Origin of the sequence: Catenulispora subtropica (assembly GCF_039531675.1) — a bacterium.
Taxonomy (GTDB): Bacteria; Actinomycetota; Actinomycetes; order Streptomycetales; family Catenulisporaceae; genus Catenulispora; species Catenulispora subtropica.
Genome location: NZ_BAAAQM010000039.1, coordinates 46,140 through 65,167 on the forward strand (window position 1 = coordinate 46,140; position 19,028 = coordinate 65,167).

Sequence of the window (19,028 nt, forward strand, 5' to 3'; positions counted from 1 at the left end):
CGATCTGGAGGGGGCTCCACACCATGCTCGGAAGCATCGGACGACTGGCGGTGAGGCGGCCCAAAGCCGTCCTGATCTCCGCCTCGGTAGTACTCATAGCCATGGTCGCGCTGGGCGTCGGCGCCTTCGGGGTGCTGAAGGCCGGCGGCTTCGACGACACCTCGTCGCCGTCGTGGAAGGCGCGCCAGGCGATCCAGAACCAGTTCGGCGGCGAGGACAACCTCGTGCTGGTGGTCCACGCCCGCAGCGGCGGGATCGACGAAGGCGCGGCCGTCCAGGCCGGCAGGGACCTGACGCGGCGCCTGACCGCCGACCACGACCTCGCGAAGGTGGTCTCGTACTTCAGCACGCCGGACCCGGCGCTGCGCTCGACCGACGGCCGCAGTGCGATGGTGCTGGCCCGGGTGCTCGGCGACGACAAGCAGATCCTGGACACGACGAAGCGCCTGCTGTCCGGCTCCGCGGCGGACGACGCGGCCGTGACCATCCGGGCCGGCGGCGAGGCCGCGGTGAACCACGGGGTCAACGGCCAGGTCACGAAGGACCTCGCGATGGCCGAGTCGCTCGCGATCCCGCTCACGCTGCTGCTGCTCGTGGTGGCGTTCGGCAGCGTGGTGGCCGCGCTGCTGCCGCTGGCGATCGGGCTGGTGGCGATCCTCGGGACCTTCGCCGAACTGGCGGTGCTGGGGCGGATCACCGACGTGTCGGTGTTCGCGATCAACCTCACCACGGCGCTCGGCCTGGGGCTGGGGATCGACTACGCGCTGCTGATGGTGGCCCGGTTCCGCGAGTTCCTGTCGCAGGGGTCGAGCGTCCCGGACGCCGTGCTCGGCACGATGCGGACGGCGGGCCGGACCATCGCGTTCTCGGCGTTGACCGTGGCCGCCGCGGTGGCCGCGCTGCTGGTGTTCCCGTTCTTCTTCCTGCGGTCGTTCGCCTACGCCGGCATCGGGGTGGTCGCGATCGCGGCCGGCAGCGCCCTGATCATCATGCCGGCGCTGCTGGCCGCGCTGGGCCACCGGGTGAACGCCGGGCGGCTGCCGTGGGCGAAGAACCAGGGATCGGCCGCGCCGGGGTGGGGCCGGTTGGCCTCCCTGGTGATGCGGCGGCCGGCGCTCATGGCGGTGCCGGTCGTGGCCCTGCTGGCGGTCCTGGCCTCACCGGTGCTGAGCGCCGGGTTCGGGACACCGGACGAGACCGTGCTCCCGTCCAGCGCCCCGGCGCGGCAGGCCGCCGACGCCCTGCACGACGACTTCCAGGGGAACCAGGCGACCGCTGTGCAGATCGTCACGACGGGGCCGGCCGACGCCCCGTCGGTGGCCGCCTACGCCGCGAAGCTGTCGAGCCTGCCGAACGCCGTGCGCGTGGACAGCAGCGCCGGATCCTTCGTCCACGGCCGGCCGGTCGGCGCCGTCCAGCCCGGAGCCGCCGCGCTGGCGACGGGCAGCGCCCAGCGATTGACGCTGTTCACAGCGGAGAACGGGCACTCGGCGACGGCACAGCGGCTGGTGAAGGACGCGCGGGCGGTGCCCGGCCCGAACGGCGCTCAGACGCTCGTCGGCGGCGAGACCGCGCGGCTGGTCGACACCCAGCACGCGATCACGGGGCGGCTGCCGTACGCGATCGGGTGGGTCGTGTTGACGACGTTCATCGTGCTGTTCCTGTTCACCGGCAGCGTCACGCAGCCGCTGCGGGCGCTGGTCCTGAACACCCTGGGGCTGTCGGCCTCGATCGGGACCATGGTGTGGATCTTCCAGGACGGGCACCTGTCCGGGATCCTCGGCTTCACGCCGAGGCCGATGGACACGGCGATGACGGTGCTGCTGTTCTGCATCGCGTTCGGTCTGTCGATGGACTACGAGGTGTTCCTCACCAGCCGCATCAAGGAGCTGCACGCGCAGGGTGCCGACCTGCACGACTCGGTCAGCCAGGGCCTGGCGCGGACGGGCCGCATCGTCTCCACGGCGGCGGGTCTGCTCGCGGTGAGCTTCTTCGCCTTCGGGACGGCTTCGGTGAGCTTCCTGCAGTTCTTCGGGCTGGGGTGCGGTCTGGCGATTCTGATCGACGCGCTGCTCATCCGCGGCATCCTGGTACCGGCCGCCATGCGGGTCCTGGGACGGAGCGCGTGGTGGGCGCCCGGGCCGATGCGGCGGGTGTACGAGCGGTTCGGGGTCAGCGAGGGCGGCGAGGAACAGGTCGTGCCGGTGCCGGAGCTCAGCGTCGCGGGGAAGGTCGGATAAGCGTCGGATAAGCGTCGGCTGAGGTCGGGCTCGAGCCGGTGGTACGGCCCGAGCCCGGCTTCGCTTCTAGGGCACCACCACGTTCGCGAGTTCCTCGCCCGCGGCGAAGCGGCGCAGCTGATCGTCGATCACCTTCAGCGCGCGGGGCAGGAAAGCCGTCGACGCGCCGCCCACGTGCGGTGTGATCAGGACATTCGGCGTCTGCCACAGCGGGTGGTCCGGCGGCAGCGGCTCGGGATCGGTCACGTCCAGCGCGGCCCGGAGACGGCCCGAGGCGCACTCGGCCTGGAGGGCGTCGGTCCGGACCACGACACCGCGGGCGACGTTCACCAGCAGGGCCCCGTCCTTCATCCGGGCCAGGAACGCCTCGTCGACCAGGCCGCGGGTCGCGTCGGTCGCCGGGACCACCACGATCACCACGTCGGCCCGCGGGAGCAGGGCGTCGATGTCGCCGATGGCGTGCACGCCCTCGCGGGCGGTGCGGGCCACGCGGAGGATGTCCACCTCGAACCCGGCGAGGCGGCGTTCGATCGCGGAGCCGATGGAGCCGTGGCCGACGATCAGGACGGTGCGGTCGGCCAGCGCGTCGTCGACGACCGCGTCGTCGTCCTGATACGCCGGCGCCCAGTCGTTCCGGTCCTGCTGGCGGACGTACCGGGGGATGCCGCGCAGGGCGGAGAGGGTGAGCGTCAGAGCCAACTCGGCCGTGGACGCGTCGTGCAGCCCGCGGGCGTTGCAGAGGGTCACGCCCTCGGGGAGGTAGGGCAGCACGTGCTCGTAACCGGCGGTCAGCGTCTGGACCACCTGGAGCCGCGGCATCCGGGCCATCAGCTCCGGGTGCCAGTTCGTGAAGGAGTAGGGCAGAACGAAAAGCTCGACCTCGTCGATCGAGTCGGGGACGCCGCCGGGAGCCTCGATGTCCACCCCGGTGAAGACGTCGGCGACCAGGCCGGGCGGGAGATCCTTCGCGGAGCGGCCGAAGGGGACCCACACGCGGCGGGGGGCTTGCGTCTCGGGCATGAGACGCATGCTACCCAGGCTGACGGCGAAGGCTAGGGTGGCGGCCATGACCATCACACCGGACACCAAGAACTGGACATGGGTGCTGGAGCGCCCGTGCCCGGAGTGCGGCTTCGAGGCCGGGGCCGTCGCGCCCGAGGAGATCCCGGGGCTCCTGCGGGACAACGCCGAGGCGTGGCGGGCGCTGCTCGCCGCCGGGGTCGTGGCGGGCGCTGACGGGCTGCGGACCAGGCCGGAGCCGGCCAAGTGGTCGCCGTTGGAGTACGCCTGCCATGTCCGGGACTGCTGTGAGGTCTACCTCGGCCGCGTCAGCATGATGCTGGAGCAGGAGGACCCGCAGTACCCGAACTGGGACCAGGACGAGACGGCCCTCGCCGAGAACTACAACGCGCAGGACCCGGAGCAGGTGCTGGCGGCGCTGGTCGCCAACGCCGAGCAGCTCGCCGAGCGGTTCGCGGAGGTCGCCGGTGAGCAGTGGCAGCGGACCGGTCACCGGAGCGACGGTTCGGACTTCACCATCGACACGCTCGCCCGCTACTTCATCCACGACCCGATCCACCACTACTGGGACGTGACCGGGCGTCGCTACGAGAGCTGAAGCCCGAACACCCGCGCCGCGTTGTCGTGGCACACGGCGCGGAGCCAGCCGTCGCCGAAGTCCAGGCGCGCCAGCGACTCCAGGGCCTCGGAGTACGGATACGGGATGTTCGGGAAGTCGCTGCCGAACAGGATCCGGTCCTCGAACTCGGCGACCCGCTTGCGCTCCCGGTCCGGGAAGTCGACCCGGCCGAAGAAGTCGGTGAACGCCATCGTGGTGTCCAGCAGCACCCCGTCGTACTGCTCGGCCAGGTCGAGGAACTCGACGTACTCCGGCAGGCCGAAGTGGGCGATGACGGGTCGCAGCCTCGGGTGCCGGGCCAGGACCCGGGCCATGGGCCCGGGGCCGGTGAACGGGGTGCCGACCGGGCCGGACGCGCAGTGCGCGATGACGGGGACGCCGGCCTCGGCGAGGGTGCCCCACACCGGGTCGAGCAGCGGGTCCGCGGGGTCGTAGTCGCCGACCTGGACATGGGCCTTGAACACTCGGGCGCCGGCCGCGACGGCCGCGGGAACGTACCGCGCCGCCTCGGGTTCCGGAAAGAACGTCGCACTGTGCAGACAGTCCGGCGTGCGGGCGGCGAAGTCGGCCGTCCAGGCGTTGAGGCTCTCGGCCATGCCCGGCTTGTGCGGGTAGGCGAGGGAGGTGAAGGCCGAAACACCGTAGCCGCGAAGGATCGCCAGCCGCTCCTGCTCGTCCTGGCGGTAGCGGATCGGCCATTCGCGGCCGAGCAGGGGCCCGGCCGCGTCGAAGTAGGCGCGGATCTTCTCCAGCAGACGATGCGGCATGAAGTGGGTGTGGACGTCGATCAGGCCGGGGAGCCCGAGGTCCTGCCAGAAGCGCCGGACGTCAGTGGTGTCGCCGTTCGTCTCGGTGGGTGGCACGTGGTCTACCGTAGCCCGCCGAACCGGCGGCCGAGCGTGCGGAGGTCGCGGATGCGCCGCTCGTAGGTGACGCCGAGGATGAGCAGCAGCGCCCCGGCCGCCGCGATCAGCGCCCAGCGCGGGACGGCGTTGTAGGCGTCGGCGAGGTACGGCGACAGCTGGGCGATCGCGTCGACCGCCAGGACGCCGCCGCCGATCGCCAGCGGGGCTTGGAGGCGTTCCTTCATCCCGGCGATCAGGACCATCAGGGCCGCGAGCCCGACGAGGGCGGGGCGCAGAAGACCCGGATCGGTCAGCGCCTGGGCCAGAGTGGGCGTCAGCCCGAGAATGAGGCCGAGTCCGTAGCAGGACCACGATGACGCTTCCCGCCGGCGGAAGTAGCCTGCCACGAGCAGAGTCAGGGCGGCGGGGACCGTGTAGGGCTCGACCGTGTGGACGTGTGACTCCCCCAGCCGTACCCAGCTGCTGGCGAGGACCAGCAGCGAGCTGACGGCGCCCGGAACCGCACGCGGCGGCCGCACCGCCGCGACGACACCGGCCGCGACACCTCCGACCAGCAAGGCGATCCAGATCGGATCGAGGCGCAGACCCGCCACTGTTCCGGCCAGAGCCAGCACGTAGACAGCAGGGCCAGTTATCAGGGTACCGATACCTGTCTTCTGGGACGTCAGCCGGTGAACGGCCACCGTCACCACGGCTGCCGCGATGGCGAGCGCCACGCCCCGCGAGCTGAGGTCGGCTTCCGGGGCGAGCCAGCGGTGGATCGTGTCCACCTCGAGACACAGCAGCACCTGGACGAGCGGCAGCCAGGCCAGTGTGAGCCGCCCCTTCCCGAAGCCGATGCCAGGGCCGACGCCTGCGATGAGGAACGCGACCGCCATGGTCGACGCGGCAGGTTCCCCGGCCGCCAGCCCGAGGCTGATCACCGCCGCCACGAGTGCGATCGTCTGGAACACCTCGGTGTACAGGTCGTCGAGCCGCTTGTGCACCACGTACGTGAAGGCGAACAGCCCTGCCGCCGCCGCTGCGAGGACCACGCCGGTCCCGGCGATCGTCGTGCCCTGATAGCGGCCGATCAGCACCGCCTCCAGCACCGCGAGGCCGGCCGCCGCCGCCGCGAGCACCAGCCGGTCCCGCGAGCGCCACCGCGCGGCGGCCATGGCCGTCGTGGCAGCGACCACGGCGACGGCGACCACGGTCAGCGTCGCGGACCGCACCGACCACACCGCCCCATGCACCAGGAAGCAGGCTCCGACGATCGTCATCACCCGGTGGCTCTCCGGCCTGCGGGCCGTCGCCAGCAGGAGCAGCGCCACGCCGAGTGCGAGATCCCAGGCGACCGCGGCGGGGAGCACCCACGCCGCCTCCAGTGGCACGAGCACCAGGTTGGCGAGGACGAGAGCGGCGAGCGCCGGTTCGATGGTCTGGTGCGCCAGCCCCACGCTCTTGGGGATGAGGAACAACGCGGTGACGAGCGCCGCGAGCACGAGCAGTGCCAGCTGGCCGGTTCCGGCCCACCGCTGACCCGCGGCCAGCGTGTGGGTCGAAGCCAGGTGCGAGGCCTGGGACCAGGTGCTGTGCCACACGTCCTGGGCGGTCAGGGCGAACGGGGCCGCGAGCGCCTGCCCGGTGGGCTTGACGGCGGTCAGCAACGCGCCGCCGGCCGTCGCGGCGACGACGGCGTTCGACGCCCGCGCCACGTGTGTCGGTACAGCGAGGAGGACGGCGGCGGCAGCGAGCATCGCGGCGATCTCCACCACCGGGGCGCGCCAGGGCGCGGCCAGGTGCGGGACGATCCCGCAGGCTGCTGCGATACCGGTCGCGGTGGCCACTGCGAGGTGGATCTCGGCATCCTCGTGGCGTGCGGCCCAGACGGCGATGGCCGCGCACGCCGCGAACTCCGCGTAGCCCCAAGCGGAGCGTTCCGGGGAACGGCCGTAGACCGCGGCTGCGCACGCGATGAGCGCGAAGGCCCACCAGGCATAGGTGCTGATGCGCAGGACCTTGGCGTCCACGTGTTCGGCGATCGGGGTTCGGTAGCGGAGGGCCAGCAGGGCGATGGTCTGGAGGCCGTAGACCGCCGCGGCGCTGGCGGGGTGCCCCACGCTCGTTTCGGCCAGGAGCGGGATCACGAGCTGGGCGGCGAGCAGGGCGCAGATGCGGAGCGTCCGGAGGTTGACCGCCGTCGACCAAGCGGCGGTCGAGATGGCGATCACCGCCACGACGGCGCCCGAGTAGGTGGTGGCGGAGATGCCGGTGGCGAAGCCGGTCAGCCGGAGTCCGAAGGCGTCGACGACCAGGAGGGCGATGGCCAGGCCGGCGACGGACTCCGCGGTCGCGGGCAGTCCGCGGTGGGCGGCCGCGGTGGCGGCACCGCCCGCGGAGACGGTGACGAGGGCCATCACCGCCGCGCGGCCGCCGGCGCCGAGCGTGCCCCAGTTGACCGCGACGAAGATGAGCGCGGCGACGGTGAGGAGCAGGACGCCGAGGCCGAGCAGCAGGTTCTGGACCTTGCGCCGGCTCCATTCGACGCGGGGCCGGGGCGCGGGCAGGTAATGCGCGGGAAGGGTCGGCGCGGCGGGCGACGGGACCGCCGGTGCCATGGCGGGGACGCTGGCGCCGCGTAGCGCGCGCAACAGCATGGTGCGCTCGGCGGTCAGGGCCGCGATGCTCTGGTCCACGACCCATAGCCGGGCGGCGGTGAGGCCGGTCAACAAAAGATCGCACGACGGGCACCTGTCCGGCCTGCCGGTGAAGGGCTCGCCGCAGTCAGGGCAACGGGACGCGCTCTCTGGTCCACCACTCATGGCAGCCAGCGTGTCGCATCCCGTCGGACCTCAGAACCCGCCGTCGTACTCAACCTGCCCTCAGGGGGTACTCAGGCTTCTGCTCAGGGTTCACATGGCGTCGGCGTCCTGGGCCTGCCGCATCGTCGGGTACAGGGGCCGGTAGCCGAGCACCCGTCGGGCCTTGGCGTTGTCGGTGATGCCGTACCAGGGGTTGGTCACCGGGCGGTCGTTCATCTCCTGGGTGATTTCCCGGCCCATGTAGCCGTAGATCTCGGCCAGGGTGGTCGCGGAGTCGTCGGCGATGTTGAAGACCTCTCCGTTGATGCCCTCGGCGCGGAGGGCGAGCAGGAGGCCCTGCGCGACGTCGGCGTGGTGGACCATCTGCAGCCGGCGCGAGGGGTGCCAGTCGAGGGTCCGGCTCATGAACTGCTCGATGTGCGGGTCACCGTCGCCGTAGATGAAGGCCAGCCGGACGACACGGAGGTCCAGATCGCTCTGGGCGCGCAGTTTCTGCAGCGCCTCCTCGGCGGCCGACTTCGAGCCCGGGTAGGGCGACGGGAAAGACGACGGCAGCAGAGCCGACTGCTCGGTCTGCGGGCCCGCGTGGCCGTCCCCGTACACCAGGTTGGTGCTGGCGAAGACGAACCGGGTCGCGCCCGCGTCCACCGCGGCGCGGGCGAGGGACACGGCGGCGTCGGTGTTCACCGCGGTCGCCTGCTCGGGCGTCTCGCCGTTGCGGAAGGCGGCGGCCAGGTGGATCACCGCGCCCGCGCCGCGCACGATCTCCTGGAACCCGGCCGCGTCCAGGGCGGTCAGATCGCCGACGACCAGCTCGGCGCCGGCCTGGCGCAACAGCACCGCGGTCGCCGACTCCGGGTCGCGGACCAGGGCGCGGACGGCCTCCCCCTCGGCGAGCAGGCGGGGGACCAGGCGGCTGCCGACGGTCCCGGTGGCGCCGGTCACCAGGATCGGCCGGTCGAAAGTCGTGCTCATCGTCATCACCCCTACGTCGGTTCTTGTGGATACCGATCACGTTGCCGCAGGTGGAAGGCGGTGTGGAGAGACCCGGACATCCTGGGACCGGCGATCCCTGGATAACGGCGGGCCGGTGGGTGATGCTGGTGGGGTGCTCAAGATCGACCGTGCCGAACTCGCCGCCTTCCTGCGGACCCGCCGTGAGCGGCTGCGTCCGGAGGACCTGGGACTGCCCGCGAGCAGCCGCCGGAGGACCGCGGGTCTGCGCCGCGAGGAGGTCGCGATGCTCGCCGGCATGTCGGTCGACTACTACATCCGCCTGGAGCAGGCGCGAGGGCCGCAGCCGTCGGCGCAGTTGCTGGGCGCGCTGTCCCGGGCCCTGCGCCTGACGAAGGACGAGCACGACCACCTGTTCCACCTGTCCGGCCTGATGCCCCAGGACGACCGCCGGGCCCCGACCGACCACGTGCGTCCCGGCGTGCTGCACCTGCTGGACAAGCTCGACGACACCCCGGCGATGGTGGTCAGCGACCGCGCGGACATCCTGGCCTGGAACGCGATGCACGCGGCGCTGATGGGCGATCCGGGCCGGCTGCCCCCGGAGCAGCGGAACATCGCGTGGCAGCACTTCTGCAACCCGGAGGCCGCCGCGTACTTCGAACCCGAGGACTTCGCGCGCAACGGCGAGAACGCGGTGGCCGATCTGCGCGCGCGACAGGCGGCGCACCCGGACGACACGCGGCTGCGGGCGCTGGTCGAGGAACTCAGGACCCGTAGTCCGCGCTTCGCGGAGCTGTGGGAGCGGCACGACGTCCAGCTGCGGCGGTCCGACCACAAGACGGTGCTGCATCCGGTGGTCGGGCGGATCACGCTGGACTGCGAGGTCATGTTCACCCCCGAGCACGACCAGCGCCTGATCATCCACTCGGCGCCGGCCGGCACGCCCGCGCACCAGGCCTTGGCGTTGCTGCGGGTGCTGGGCACCGAGCGGATGGGTGTCGGGCAGAGGTGAGCGGACCCGATCCCGAACAGCCTCCGGCTAGGCCTCCACCGCCACCGGCCGGAACGAATCCGGGTCGGCGGCCCGCCAGTCCAGATCCCACCCGCCGACCGGCTCGCCGAGAAGTTCGCCGGGCTCCAGGTAGTCGTACAGCTCGGCGTAGCTGCTCACCTTCCGCTGGCTGACCCGGCGCCGCACCATCTCGGGACGCAGCTCGTGCGGTCCGGTCAGGCCCATGGCGGCGATGATCTGCTGGGCCTCGGCGACCGTGGCGGCCTGGAACCGCTGGACCCGCACCGCCTTGTCCGGTACGTCCAGCGCCCGGTAGCGCTTCGGGTCCTGGGTCGCCACGCCGACCGGGCAGTGGTTGGTGTGGCACTTCTGGGCCTGGATGCAGCCGACCGCCATCATCATGGCGCGGGCCGCGTTGCAGTAGTCGGCGCCCTGGGCGACGCGCTTGACGATGTCGGTGCCGCGGGCGACCTTGCCGCTGGCGCCGATCCGGATCCGGTCCCGCAGGCCGACGCCGACCAGCGCGTTGTGCACCGTCAGCAGGCCGTGGGTGAGCGGGGTGCCGACGTTGTCCTCGAACTCCAGCGGGGCGGCGCCGGTGCCGCCCTCGGAGCCGTCGACGACGATGAAGTCCGGCGTGACGCCCTCGGCGAGCATCGCCTTGCACACCGCGAGGAACTCGCGCCGCGAGCCGACGCACAGCTTGAAGCCGGTGGGCTTGCCGCCGGCCAGCTCCCGCATCCGGGCGATGAAGAGCACGAGTTCGCGGGGTGTGCGGAACACCTGGTGCGCCGGCGGGCTGATGACCGTCACGCCCTGCGGCACGCCTCGGATCTCGGCGATCTGCGCCGTCACCTTCGCCCCCGGCAGCACGCCGCCCAGGCCCGGCTTGGCCCCCTGGCTCAGCTTCAGCTCGACCATCTTGATCTGCGGGTCGGCGGCCTTGTCCCGGAACTTCTCCGGGTCGAAGCGGCCGTCGGGCGTCCGGGCGCCGAAGTAGCCGCTGCCGATCTCCCAGATCAGGTCGCCGCCGCCCTCACGGTGGTAGGGCGAGATCCCGCCCTCGCCGGTGTCGTGGGCGAAGCCGCCGGCCCGGGCGCCCTTGTTCAGGGCCAGGATCGCGTTCGCGGACAGTGCGCCGAAGCTCATCGCGGAGACGTTGAGCAGGGCCATCGGATAGGGCTGCGTGCAGTCCGGGCCGCCGACCATGACCCGAGGCTGTTCCGGCGTCGGCTGTTCCGGCGCCATGGAGTGCTCCAGGAACTCGTAGCCGGAGGCCTCGACGTCGAGTTCGGTGCCGAACGCCTGGTCGCCGTGGATGCCCTTGGACCGCTCGTAGATGACGGTGCGGGTGTCGCGGTCGTAGGGACGGCCGTCGGTGTTGCGCTCGATGAAGTACTGCTGCATCTCGGGGCGGATGTACTCCATCATGAACCGGACGTGGCCCAGGACCGGGAAGTTGCGCAGGATGGAGCTCCGCCGCTGCACCATGTCGTGGATCCCGAGCAGCACCAGGGCCGCCAGGGGAACGAGAGCTATCAGCCAGAAGAGCGAGAACGACACCGCCCACGCCGCGAGCAGCGTGAGCAGTGCCAGTGCCGGCAGCGTGAGCAGTCCCATGCCGCGCAATTTAGTGCACGACCGTCCCCAGGATCAGGATGACCACGATGGACACCGACGACAGGATGGTCTCCATCGCCGACCAGGACTTGAACGTCTGCTTGACGTCCATGCCGAAGAACTCCTTGACCAGCCAGAAGCCCGCGTCGTTGACGTGCGACAGGAACAGCGAGCCGGAGCCCACGGCCAGGGCGAGCAGGGCGGTGGAGGTGCCGCTGCCGGTGCCGGAGGCCGCGATCGGCGCGATGATGCCGGAGGCGGTGACCGTGGCGACCGTCGCCGAGCCGGTCGCCAGCCGGATGCCGACCGCGATCAGCCAGGCCAGCAGGAGCAGCGACAGGTGCGAGTGGTCGGCGGCCTTGCCGATGGAGTCGGCGATGCCGGTGCCGACCAGCATCTGCTTGAAGCCGCCGCCGGCGCCGATGATCAGCAGGATGCCCGCGATCGGCGGCAGGGCCGCGCCCATGATGTCCGAGGTCTGCTTGCGGCCGAAACGGAGCACCAGCGCGGCGTAGGCGACGCCGATCACCAGCGCCATGATCGGGTCGCCGATGAAGTCCATGACCCGGTGCAGTTCGGACTTGGCGTCGTCGTCGGCGACGTCGACGACCGTCTTGGCGAGCATGATGGCCACCGGCAGCAGGATCACCGACAGGGTGGTCCACACCGACGGCGTCTCGCCGTCCTCGCGTTCGGTCAGCGTGTACTGCCGGGCCAGGCTCTCCGGCGGGTGCGGATGCACCTTCCCGGCGATCCAGGTGCCGTACAGGGGCCCGGCGATGACCGCGGTCGGGATGGCGACGATCACCCCGAGCAGCAGGGTGGTGCCGAGGTCGGCGTGCAGGGCGCTGATCGCGACCAGCGGCCCGGGGTGTGGCGGGATCAGGCCGTGCAGGATCGACAGACCGGCCAGCGCCGGGATCCCGACCCGCAGGATCGAGCCGCCGGTGCGCTTCCAGACCAGGTAGATGATCGGGATCATCAGCACCAGGCCGACTTCGAAGAACATCGGGATGCCGACGACCATCGCGGCCAGCACCATGGCCCAGGGGGCGCGCTTCTCGCCGACCCGGTCGACGATCGCGCCGACCAGCCGGTCGGCCCCGCCGGAGTCGACGAGCAGCTTGCCGAGCATGGCGCCGAGGGCCACGACCACGCCGACGTTGCCGAGCACACCGCCGACACCGGTGGTCAGCGTGCTGATCAGCTTGTCCGCCGGGATGCCGCCGGCCACGCCGACGAACAGCCCGCCGACCAGCAGGGCGAGGAACGGATGGATCTTGACGACGGCGGTGAGCAGCACCACCAGCGCGATGCCGGCCAGGGCCACGACGATCAGCCGGGTGTCGTGGCCGGTCCAGGCGGTGTTCTTGACGGCCGCCGCGGCGGCCTGGGACAGGGATGCGGATATGGGGCCGGCGGACACGCTCACGCGCGTATCTCCTTGATCTCCTCGTCGTGCGCCGCCTCGACGGCTTCCAGATGTTCGGCGCGGACCAGCTTCTCGGCGACGGCCAGCGGCTCCTCGTCGACCGGGACCCGCACCGGGTTCTCGTCGTCGGTGGGCGGCTCCAGGTCCGCGAACTGCGTGTCGAGCAGCTCCGGCGGGAAGAAGTGGCCGTTGCGCGCGGTGAGCCGACGCGCCACGACGTCACGGTCGGCGTCCAGATAGATCAGGCGCACCTGCGGCCGCCCGGCCCGCAACCGGTCGCGATAGACGCGCTTGAGCGCCGAGGACGTGACGACCCCCGGACGCCCCTTCTCCCCGGTGGCGTCGATCCAGGCCCCGATGGCGTCCAGCCACGGCCACCGGTCCTCATCAGTGAGCGGATGCCCGGCGGCCATCTTCTCGATGTTCGCCGCCGGATGGAACGAGTCCGCCTCGGCGTAGTCCCACCCCAGCCGGCCGGCCAGCAGCGAGCCGATGGTGGTCTTGCCGCTCCCGGACACACCGGTGACCAGCAGGATGGGCGGTTTCTCAGATGACATGGCGGTAAGTCTCCTTTGACCGGGCCCGAGGAGGGGCCACGCGCCACCGTAGGGTAAAAAGTATGAAGATTGAAGACTCAGTGATGATTCCGTAATACGGAGCGGACGCGGGATGATGGACCGGCACACCGAGCCACGGGAGGAACACATGCCGGAGTCGCCCCGGTCACCGGAAGCGCTGGAATGGGGCAGAGGCCTGGCCGGCCGCGTCGCCGACGCCCTCGGCCGCGCCATCGCCGCGGGCGACCACGCCCCCGGCACCGTCCTGCGCACCGAGGACCTGGAGGAGCGGTTCACGGTGAGCCGCACCGTGGTCCGCGAAGCGGTGCAGGCACTGCAGGCGAAGCGGCTGCTGCGCAGCAGCCCGCGCGTCGGCCTGACCGTGCGCCCCATGGCGGAGTGGCACCTGTACGACCCGGACGTGATCCGCTGGCGCCTGGCCGGCCCCGCCCGGACCGCGCTGCTGGACGAGCTGACGGAACTGCGCGGCGCCGTGGAACCGACGGCGGCGGCGGCCGCGGCCCGGCGCGGCGACCGGGAACAGCGCACGAAGTTGCTGGAGTGCTCGGCCCGGATGCGGGCGGCCGCGGCCGCGAAGGACCGGAAGGCGTTCCTGGAAGCCGACGTCGACTTCCACCGGCAGGTGCTGAGAATGTGCGGCAACCCCCTGTTCGCGCAACTGGCACCGGTGACCGAGGAGTTGTTGCGGGGACGCGCCGAACTGAAGCTGCTGCCCAGCGCACCGGATCCGGCCGACGCGAACCGGCACGACGCCGTGGCCGTGGCCGTGGCGGCCGGCGACGCGCAGGGCGCCGAAGCGGCGATGCGGGCGGTGGTGGCGGAGTCGCTGGCGGACATCCACATGCGGTTGGACGCACGCGAAATCGAACTTTGACATGAGTGGTTTGATCCTGACCTGAGCGGCGCCCCCGGCAGAGGGACACGTATCGATTCTGGATGCCGCCGACGCCTGCCGCATGACGAGCCGCGTCCCTATCGTGGGCGGCATGCGGTACAAGGGGGTTTGGATATCAGGGGTCTGCGTCCTGGGCGTCGTCGGCGCGTTCGCGTGGCTGTGGCAGAGTGCTCTCTCACGCAGCTCGCTCGGCCAGGTCGATCCGGTCAGTGCCACGATCAGCGGCGCCAGCCTCGTGGTCAGCCTGGTCGGGCTGGTCGCCACGCTGCGGACGGCCCGGGGCGAGCCGGACCCGGCGGCCGGGGCGAAGCGCCTGGCGCTGGAGGTCCGGGAGGCCGAGAGCGCGGCCCGCGCACAGTTGCTCGGCGGCACGCGGAAGATCGACGTGGAATTCGTCCTTCGCCCGGCCCGCAACGACGCGTCCGGCGCCGCGCGCAAAGGCTCACTGGCGGACGTGACCGGCTACTTCCGCGACCTGGATCCGCCTCGCCTGATCGTCACCGGCAACCCGGGTTCGGGGAAGACAGTGGCCGTCATCGAGCTGATCCTGGGCCTGCTCGCCGATGACGCGCCGGGCGCTCCGGTCCCCGTGCGGATGTCGGCGGCGTCGCTGGACGCCGACGGTTCCGTCACCGACTGGCTCATCTCCCACCTGCGTGAGCAGTACCGCCTCTCGAAGTCCGGCGCGCGGGCCCTGGTCCGGGCCCGCATGGTCCTGCCGATCATCGACGGCCTGGACGAGACGACCGCGGACTCACAGCCCGGCTACGCGTCTCCAGCCGCCGAAGTCCTGCGAGCCTGCAACACTTATCTGGACGGCACCGACCGGGGAGCGCTCGTCATCACCTGCCGCAACGACCAGTACACCTCCCTCGTCGACGCCGGAGAACGGCTCGCCGAGGCCGCCCACGTGGAACTGAAAGCGGTCGGCCTGATCGCTGCCAAGAAGTACATCAACGGCCGCGTCCACGACGACACCCGCTGGGAACCGGTTCTGGCCGACCTCCGGCGCAACGGCAACAAAGCCCTCGCCACCGCGCTGTCCACGCCATGGCGCCTGGCCTTGGCGACGACCGTGTACGAACAGCGCGATTCCGAAACCGGCCGCTATAAAAGGGAGCCCGCCGAGCTGGTCGATCCGGCGCTGGGCAGCGAAGAGGCCATCCGCAACCACCTGCTGGACACGTACATCGCGGCGGCGGTCGCCCAGCACGGTGGACGGGCGTCCCGCTACGACGAACGGCGGACCCGGCGCTGGCTCACCACGCTGGCCCGGCACCTCGACGCCACCGGTTCCACGGACATGATGCTGGACGAGTTGTGGCCGCTCGCCGGCCGCCGCCTCCCCCGCCTTCTCGCGGTGATCCCGGCCCTGTTGCTGTTCGCGCTCCTGGGAAGCGCGGAGGGCCGGTTCCTGGTGACCGGCCTGGCGATCGTGCCGGCCGGCGCCGTGTTGATCTGGTGGATCAGCAACGGCAAATGGTGGCCCCAGCCGGTTCGGCTCGACATCGGACGCCTGGCGAAACCGATGCGGGCACTGCGATCTCCCGCGGATCTGGTGATCTTGCTGACAGCAGGAGTGATCGCTGCGGTCATCCTCCCCATCGTGGACAGCGCAGACTTCACCTATCGGGGCGCCGCGGCGGCGACTGGAGTCGCCTTGCCGCTCCTGCTGATCGGATCGGTCAGCGTCGTCCGCCTGTCCGACTCCGGCACGATCCCAGCGCGCCCCGTCGACCGCGTCCAATTCGCGGTGACGCTGTGGATTGTCGCCGCGGCCTTCCTCATGGTGCTCGTCGTCCTCGGGCTATGGCTGAGCCACAGCGTCAACCACTCCTCGGTGTCTCATCTCGTGCTCGCCGAGATGAGCGTTGTCACGGCTGTTCTCTTCGCAACCATCTTCACCACGACCTTCGCCGTGCTCTTGGCGCCGCAAGCTGTGCTCTACGTGGCGATGCTGCTGTGCAGTCGCCGATGGACCAAGCACCCGCTTCCGTGGCGCCTCAACCGCTTCCTGTCCTGGAGCTCCGAAGCCGGCTTGCTTCGCACAGCGGGCACCTCATACCAGTTCCGCCACAAGGAGCTCCAGGACTACCTCGCGCGCTGACCTCAGTGCCGTCGACCGCCCAGCATCCCACCCCTCCACGTGCAGCCGGCGAGCGAGCAGTGGGTTTTCACGGGGTGACGATCGCGAAGTTCGGATCGGTTTCGTCCAGCACGCCGACGATCCGCTGGAGCACCGAGACGTCGCCGGAGATCTTGACGCCTTCCAGACCCTTGCCGGCGAGCAGCGCGAGGAACTGCGGCTTGGTCAGGGTGAAGGAGGCGTCCGCGGCAGCGGAGCCGGAGGCCGGGCTGTACGTCAGCACCCCGTTCTTCAGGGTGAGCCGGTAATGCTCGTCGAGGTCGGTGAAGTGCCAGTCCGACACCGCCTTCAGGTCCCACGCCTTCGGCCCGTTCACCCGGATCGCCATCGTGTCGAACAGTTGTGGCACGCTCAGCGCCGTCGCCATGCCGCTCGTGCCGGACGTCGTCTGCGCCACGCCCCCGCGCAGTTCGCCGGCGCCCATGAGGTAGCAGTTGCGCCACGTCGCGCACTCCGCGCCCAGCGCCAGGCGCTCGAAGACATCCGCCAGCAGGTTCTTCGCTTCCTGGTTCTCCGGGTCGGCGAACACCGCGTGCTTCAGCAGTTGTGCGGCGAACCGCGGGTCCCCGGAGTCGGCGTATTCGCGGGCCTTGGCGACCAGGTTCGGCACGCCGCCGAAGCAGTCGGCGTACCGCTTGGCCGTCTCCACCGGTGGCTGCTCCCACAGGTCCGACGGGTGCCCGGAGTACCAGCCGAGGTAGCGCTGGTAGATCGCCTTCACGTTGTGGCTCACCGAGCCGTAGTAGTCGTGGGTGTGCCATGCCTCCTGCAAGGCCGGCGGCATCTCGATCAGTTCCGCGATCTCAGAACCCACATAGCCCTGGTTCAACAGGCGCAGTGTCTGGTCGTGCAGGTAGCCGTACAGGTCCCGCTGCGTCTCCAGGAAGTCGCGTATCTCCGCCGTGCCCCACGTCGGCCAGTGGTGCGAGGCGAACACCACGTCGGCCCGGTCGGCGAACAGGTCGATGGCCTCGCCGAGGTAGTGCGACCAGATGCGGGCGTCGCGCACCAGGGCTCCGCGCAGCGTCAGGATGTTGTGCAGGTTGTGGGTGGCGTTCTCGGCCATGCACAGCGCCCGGCGGTCCGGCAGCAGGAAGTTCATCTCCGACGGCGCCTCGGTGCCCGGCGTCGACTGGAAGACGAACCGGACTCCGTCGACCGTCTCCTCCTGGCCGGTCGCGGTGATCGACTTCGTGGGCGGCAGCAGGCCCACGGTGCCGACGGACGCGGCGAAGCCGAGCCCCATGCCGACCTTGCCGCGGGGCCCGGCCTCCACGGACGAGCCCGAGTAGTACATGCCGCGCCGCAGCATCGCGGTGCCGACGTAGACGTTCTCGGCCACCGCCTCGGTCATGAAGCCCTCCGGCGCCAGGATCGGCACTGAGGAGCCGGGCTCCACGACGCCCTCGACCCCGCCGAAGTGGTCGACGTGCGAGTGGGTGTAGATCACGCCGGTCACCGGACGGTCGCCTCGCACCTTCCGGTACAGCGCCAGCCCGGCCGCCGCCGTCTCGGCCGAGACCAGCGGGTCGACCACGATCACGCCCCGGTCGCCCTCGATCAGCGTCATGTTCGACAGGTCGAAGCCGCGGATCTGGTGGATGCCCTCGGTGACCTCGTAAAGACCGGCGCGGGCGGTGAGCTGCGACTGCCGCCACAGACTGGGGTTGACCGTGTCCGGGCAGTCGCCCTGCAGAAAAGCGGTCGCTTCGAAGTCCCAGGCCACCTTGCCGTCGGCGGTCCGGATCTGCTGCTGCTCCGGTCCGGCCAGGAACCCCCTGTCGGCGTCGGCGAAGTCGGTGCGGTCGCCGAAGTCGGCGCTCCCCGATGCGGTCACGGCTGCTCCCTGCGCTGGGCGGACATTCATCTCCGCCATGCTGGGAGCGGCCGCGGAACCCCGCCACCGGGGAGCGCCGTTCGGTACCGCTCAGCCGGTGCGCCCAGGTCAGCTACGACGTGGACGAGGAGTCGCCGGCGGCGAGCGGAACGAGGGTGAGGCGGGGGGTGGCGAGCACGTGGTCCATGGACCTCACGCTAGCTTGGTCGTATGGATCCGGTCTCCGTCGCGGACTGCGAAGCCGCTCAGACGTGCTGGTATCGGTGCCGCGCCGCACTGCTCGGAGAAGAGTGGGGCGACGGGCCGTTGGCCTGGATGCGTGAGGACGATCATCTGCACCTGATGTTCCCCACCCGGATCCCACCCGACGCGCTGCGACGCGGGCTGGAGCGGGCGCGGGACTCGGGCGTGCGGTCGGTCGGCGCGTGGCTGGGGTTGGAGACCGACGCCTCGGCGCTGATGGCGGCCGGGTTCGAGCGCGGGTGGGCGCCGTGGTGGATGACGGCCCCGGTGGGCGACGTCGGGGCCGCGGGCGATCCCCGTATCGAGCTCCAGGAGGACACGTCCGACTACCACGGCGAGTACGCCGGCTACCGTGCCTCCCTCGCACTGACCCGCGAGCGACCGCAGCACTCTTGGTACGCCGCCGCCTACGACGACCGCGGCGGTGGCTTCGCGGGCCGGGCCTGGTCGCATCTGACAGGCGAAACGGCAGGCGTCTTCGACATGGAGGTCTGGACGCCGTTTCGTCGGCGGGGCCTCGGAAGCGGGCTGCTGCGCGCGGTGGTCGCGGCGGCGGCGAAGGCGGGAGCACAGCACGCGGTCCTGAACGCGACGCCGGAGGGCAAGCTGCTCTACGAGTCCTGCGGATTCCGGCAGATCGGGGAAGGCATCACGTGGTGGCTCCGCCTGACGGACCACCCCGAGCAACGTTGAAGAAGTCCCGCTAACCTTGCATCGCTCCCACACGAGGAGCGGTATCCACGGGGATTGATTTCATGG

14 protein-coding genes are annotated in these 19,028 nt (G+C 71.1%); 6 read left to right on the forward strand and 8 right to left on the reverse strand.

What is annotated here, in order from left to right; all coding sequences use genetic code 11:
• The first annotated feature begins 23 nt into the window (after nucleotides 1–23).
• Entirely contained in the window at nucleotides 24–2,240 is a 2,217-nt protein-coding gene (locus ABD466_RS28800; protein WP_344660331.1) for an MMPL family transporter, read from the forward strand.
• Nucleotides 2,241–2,306: 66 nt separating this feature from the next.
• On the opposite strand, the gene ABD466_RS28805 is transcribed toward ABD466_RS28800, so the two are convergent.
• Complete coding sequence (locus ABD466_RS28805) at nucleotides 2,307–3,260, reverse strand: 2-hydroxyacid dehydrogenase (RefSeq protein WP_344660332.1); 954 nt, start codon at nucleotides 3,258–3,260, stop codon at nucleotides 2,307–2,309.
• Nucleotides 3,261–3,306: 46 nt separating this feature from the next.
• On the opposite strand from ABD466_RS28805, the gene ABD466_RS28810 reads away from it, so the two are divergent.
• Nucleotides 3,307–3,858, forward strand: coding sequence for a DinB family protein (locus tag ABD466_RS28810; protein WP_344660333.1), 552 nt, complete (start codon nucleotides 3,307–3,309; stop codon nucleotides 3,856–3,858).
• Here the strand turns inward: ABD466_RS28810 and ABD466_RS28815 are convergent.
• The 3 genes from ABD466_RS28815 to ABD466_RS28825 all read right to left on the reverse strand — a co-directional run bounded on the left by ABD466_RS28815 (nucleotide 3,846) and on the right by ABD466_RS28825 (nucleotide 8,524).
• A complete protein-coding gene (locus tag ABD466_RS28815) occupies nucleotides 3,846–4,742 on the reverse strand; it encodes an amidohydrolase family protein (protein ID WP_344660334.1) in 897 nt (298 codons plus the stop codon). The two genes, ABD466_RS28810 and ABD466_RS28815, sit on opposite strands and share 13 nt — an antisense overlap.
• 5 nt (nucleotides 4,743–4,747) lie before the next feature.
• Entirely contained in the window at nucleotides 4,748–7,456 is a 2,709-nt protein-coding gene (locus ABD466_RS28820; RefSeq protein ID WP_344660335.1) for an SCO7613 C-terminal domain-containing membrane protein, read from the reverse strand.
• A gap of 183 nt (nucleotides 7,457–7,639) precedes the next feature.
• Nucleotides 7,640–8,524 (reverse strand): NAD-dependent epimerase/dehydratase family protein, encoded by an 885-nt coding sequence (locus ABD466_RS28825; RefSeq protein ID WP_344660336.1) that lies wholly within the window; start codon nucleotides 8,522–8,524, stop codon nucleotides 7,640–7,642.
• A 133-nt stretch (nucleotides 8,525–8,657) separates the two neighbouring features.
• Between ABD466_RS28825 and ABD466_RS28830 the strand changes: the two genes are divergently transcribed.
• A complete protein-coding gene (locus ABD466_RS28830) occupies nucleotides 8,658–9,518 on the forward strand; it encodes a helix-turn-helix transcriptional regulator (RefSeq protein ID WP_486334157.1) in 861 nt (286 codons plus the stop codon).
• A 27-nt stretch (nucleotides 9,519–9,545) separates the two neighbouring features.
• On the opposite strand, the gene ABD466_RS28835 is transcribed toward ABD466_RS28830, so the two are convergent.
• The 3 genes from ABD466_RS28835 to ABD466_RS28845 are packed head-to-tail and all read right to left on the reverse strand — an operon-like array spanning nucleotide 9,546 to nucleotide 13,127.
• The gene (locus ABD466_RS28835; protein WP_344660337.1) at nucleotides 9,546–11,138 is read right to left on the reverse strand and encodes an FMN-binding glutamate synthase family protein; all 1,593 of its coding nucleotides are present in this window, start codon (nucleotides 11,136–11,138) and stop codon (nucleotides 9,546–9,548) included.
• Between the two features lie 10 nt (nucleotides 11,139–11,148).
• Nucleotides 11,149–12,537 carry a GntP family permease gene (locus ABD466_RS28840; RefSeq protein ID WP_344660370.1) on the reverse strand — a complete coding sequence of 463 codons (1,389 nt, stop codon included), beginning with the start codon at nucleotides 12,535–12,537 and terminating at the stop codon, nucleotides 11,149–11,151.
• Nucleotides 12,538–12,566: 29 nt separating this feature from the next.
• Complete coding sequence (locus ABD466_RS28845; RefSeq protein ID WP_344660338.1) at nucleotides 12,567–13,127, reverse strand: gluconokinase; 561 nt, start codon at nucleotides 13,125–13,127, stop codon at nucleotides 12,567–12,569.
• Between the two features lie 148 nt (nucleotides 13,128–13,275).
• Here ABD466_RS28845 and ABD466_RS28850 point away from each other — a divergent pair, with 148 nt between their 5' ends.
• Both ABD466_RS28850 and ABD466_RS28855 read left to right on the forward strand, forming a co-directional pair.
• Nucleotides 13,276–14,022 (forward strand): FadR/GntR family transcriptional regulator, encoded by a 747-nt coding sequence (locus tag ABD466_RS28850; protein ID WP_344660339.1) that lies wholly within the window; start codon nucleotides 13,276–13,278, stop codon nucleotides 14,020–14,022.
• 112 nt (nucleotides 14,023–14,134) lie between these two features.
• Nucleotides 14,135–16,150, forward strand: coding sequence for an NACHT domain-containing protein (locus ABD466_RS28855; RefSeq protein WP_344660340.1), 2,016 nt, complete (start codon nucleotides 14,135–14,137; stop codon nucleotides 16,148–16,150).
• A gap of 67 nt (nucleotides 16,151–16,217) precedes the next feature.
• Here the strand turns inward: ABD466_RS28855 and ABD466_RS28860 are convergent, their stop codons facing one another.
• Nucleotides 16,218–18,056, reverse strand: a complete 1,839-nt coding sequence (locus ABD466_RS28860; protein WP_425558766.1) for an alkyl/aryl-sulfatase — start codon at nucleotides 18,054–18,056, stop codon at nucleotides 16,218–16,220.
• 180 nt (nucleotides 18,057–18,236) lie between these two features.
• Here ABD466_RS28860 and ABD466_RS28865 point away from each other — a divergent pair, with 180 nt between their 5' ends.
• Nucleotides 18,237–18,962 carry a GNAT family N-acetyltransferase gene (locus ABD466_RS28865; protein WP_344660342.1) on the forward strand — a complete coding sequence of 242 codons (726 nt, stop codon included), beginning with the start codon at nucleotides 18,237–18,239 and terminating at the stop codon, nucleotides 18,960–18,962.
• The last annotated feature ends 66 nt before the right edge of the window (nucleotides 18,963–19,028 follow it).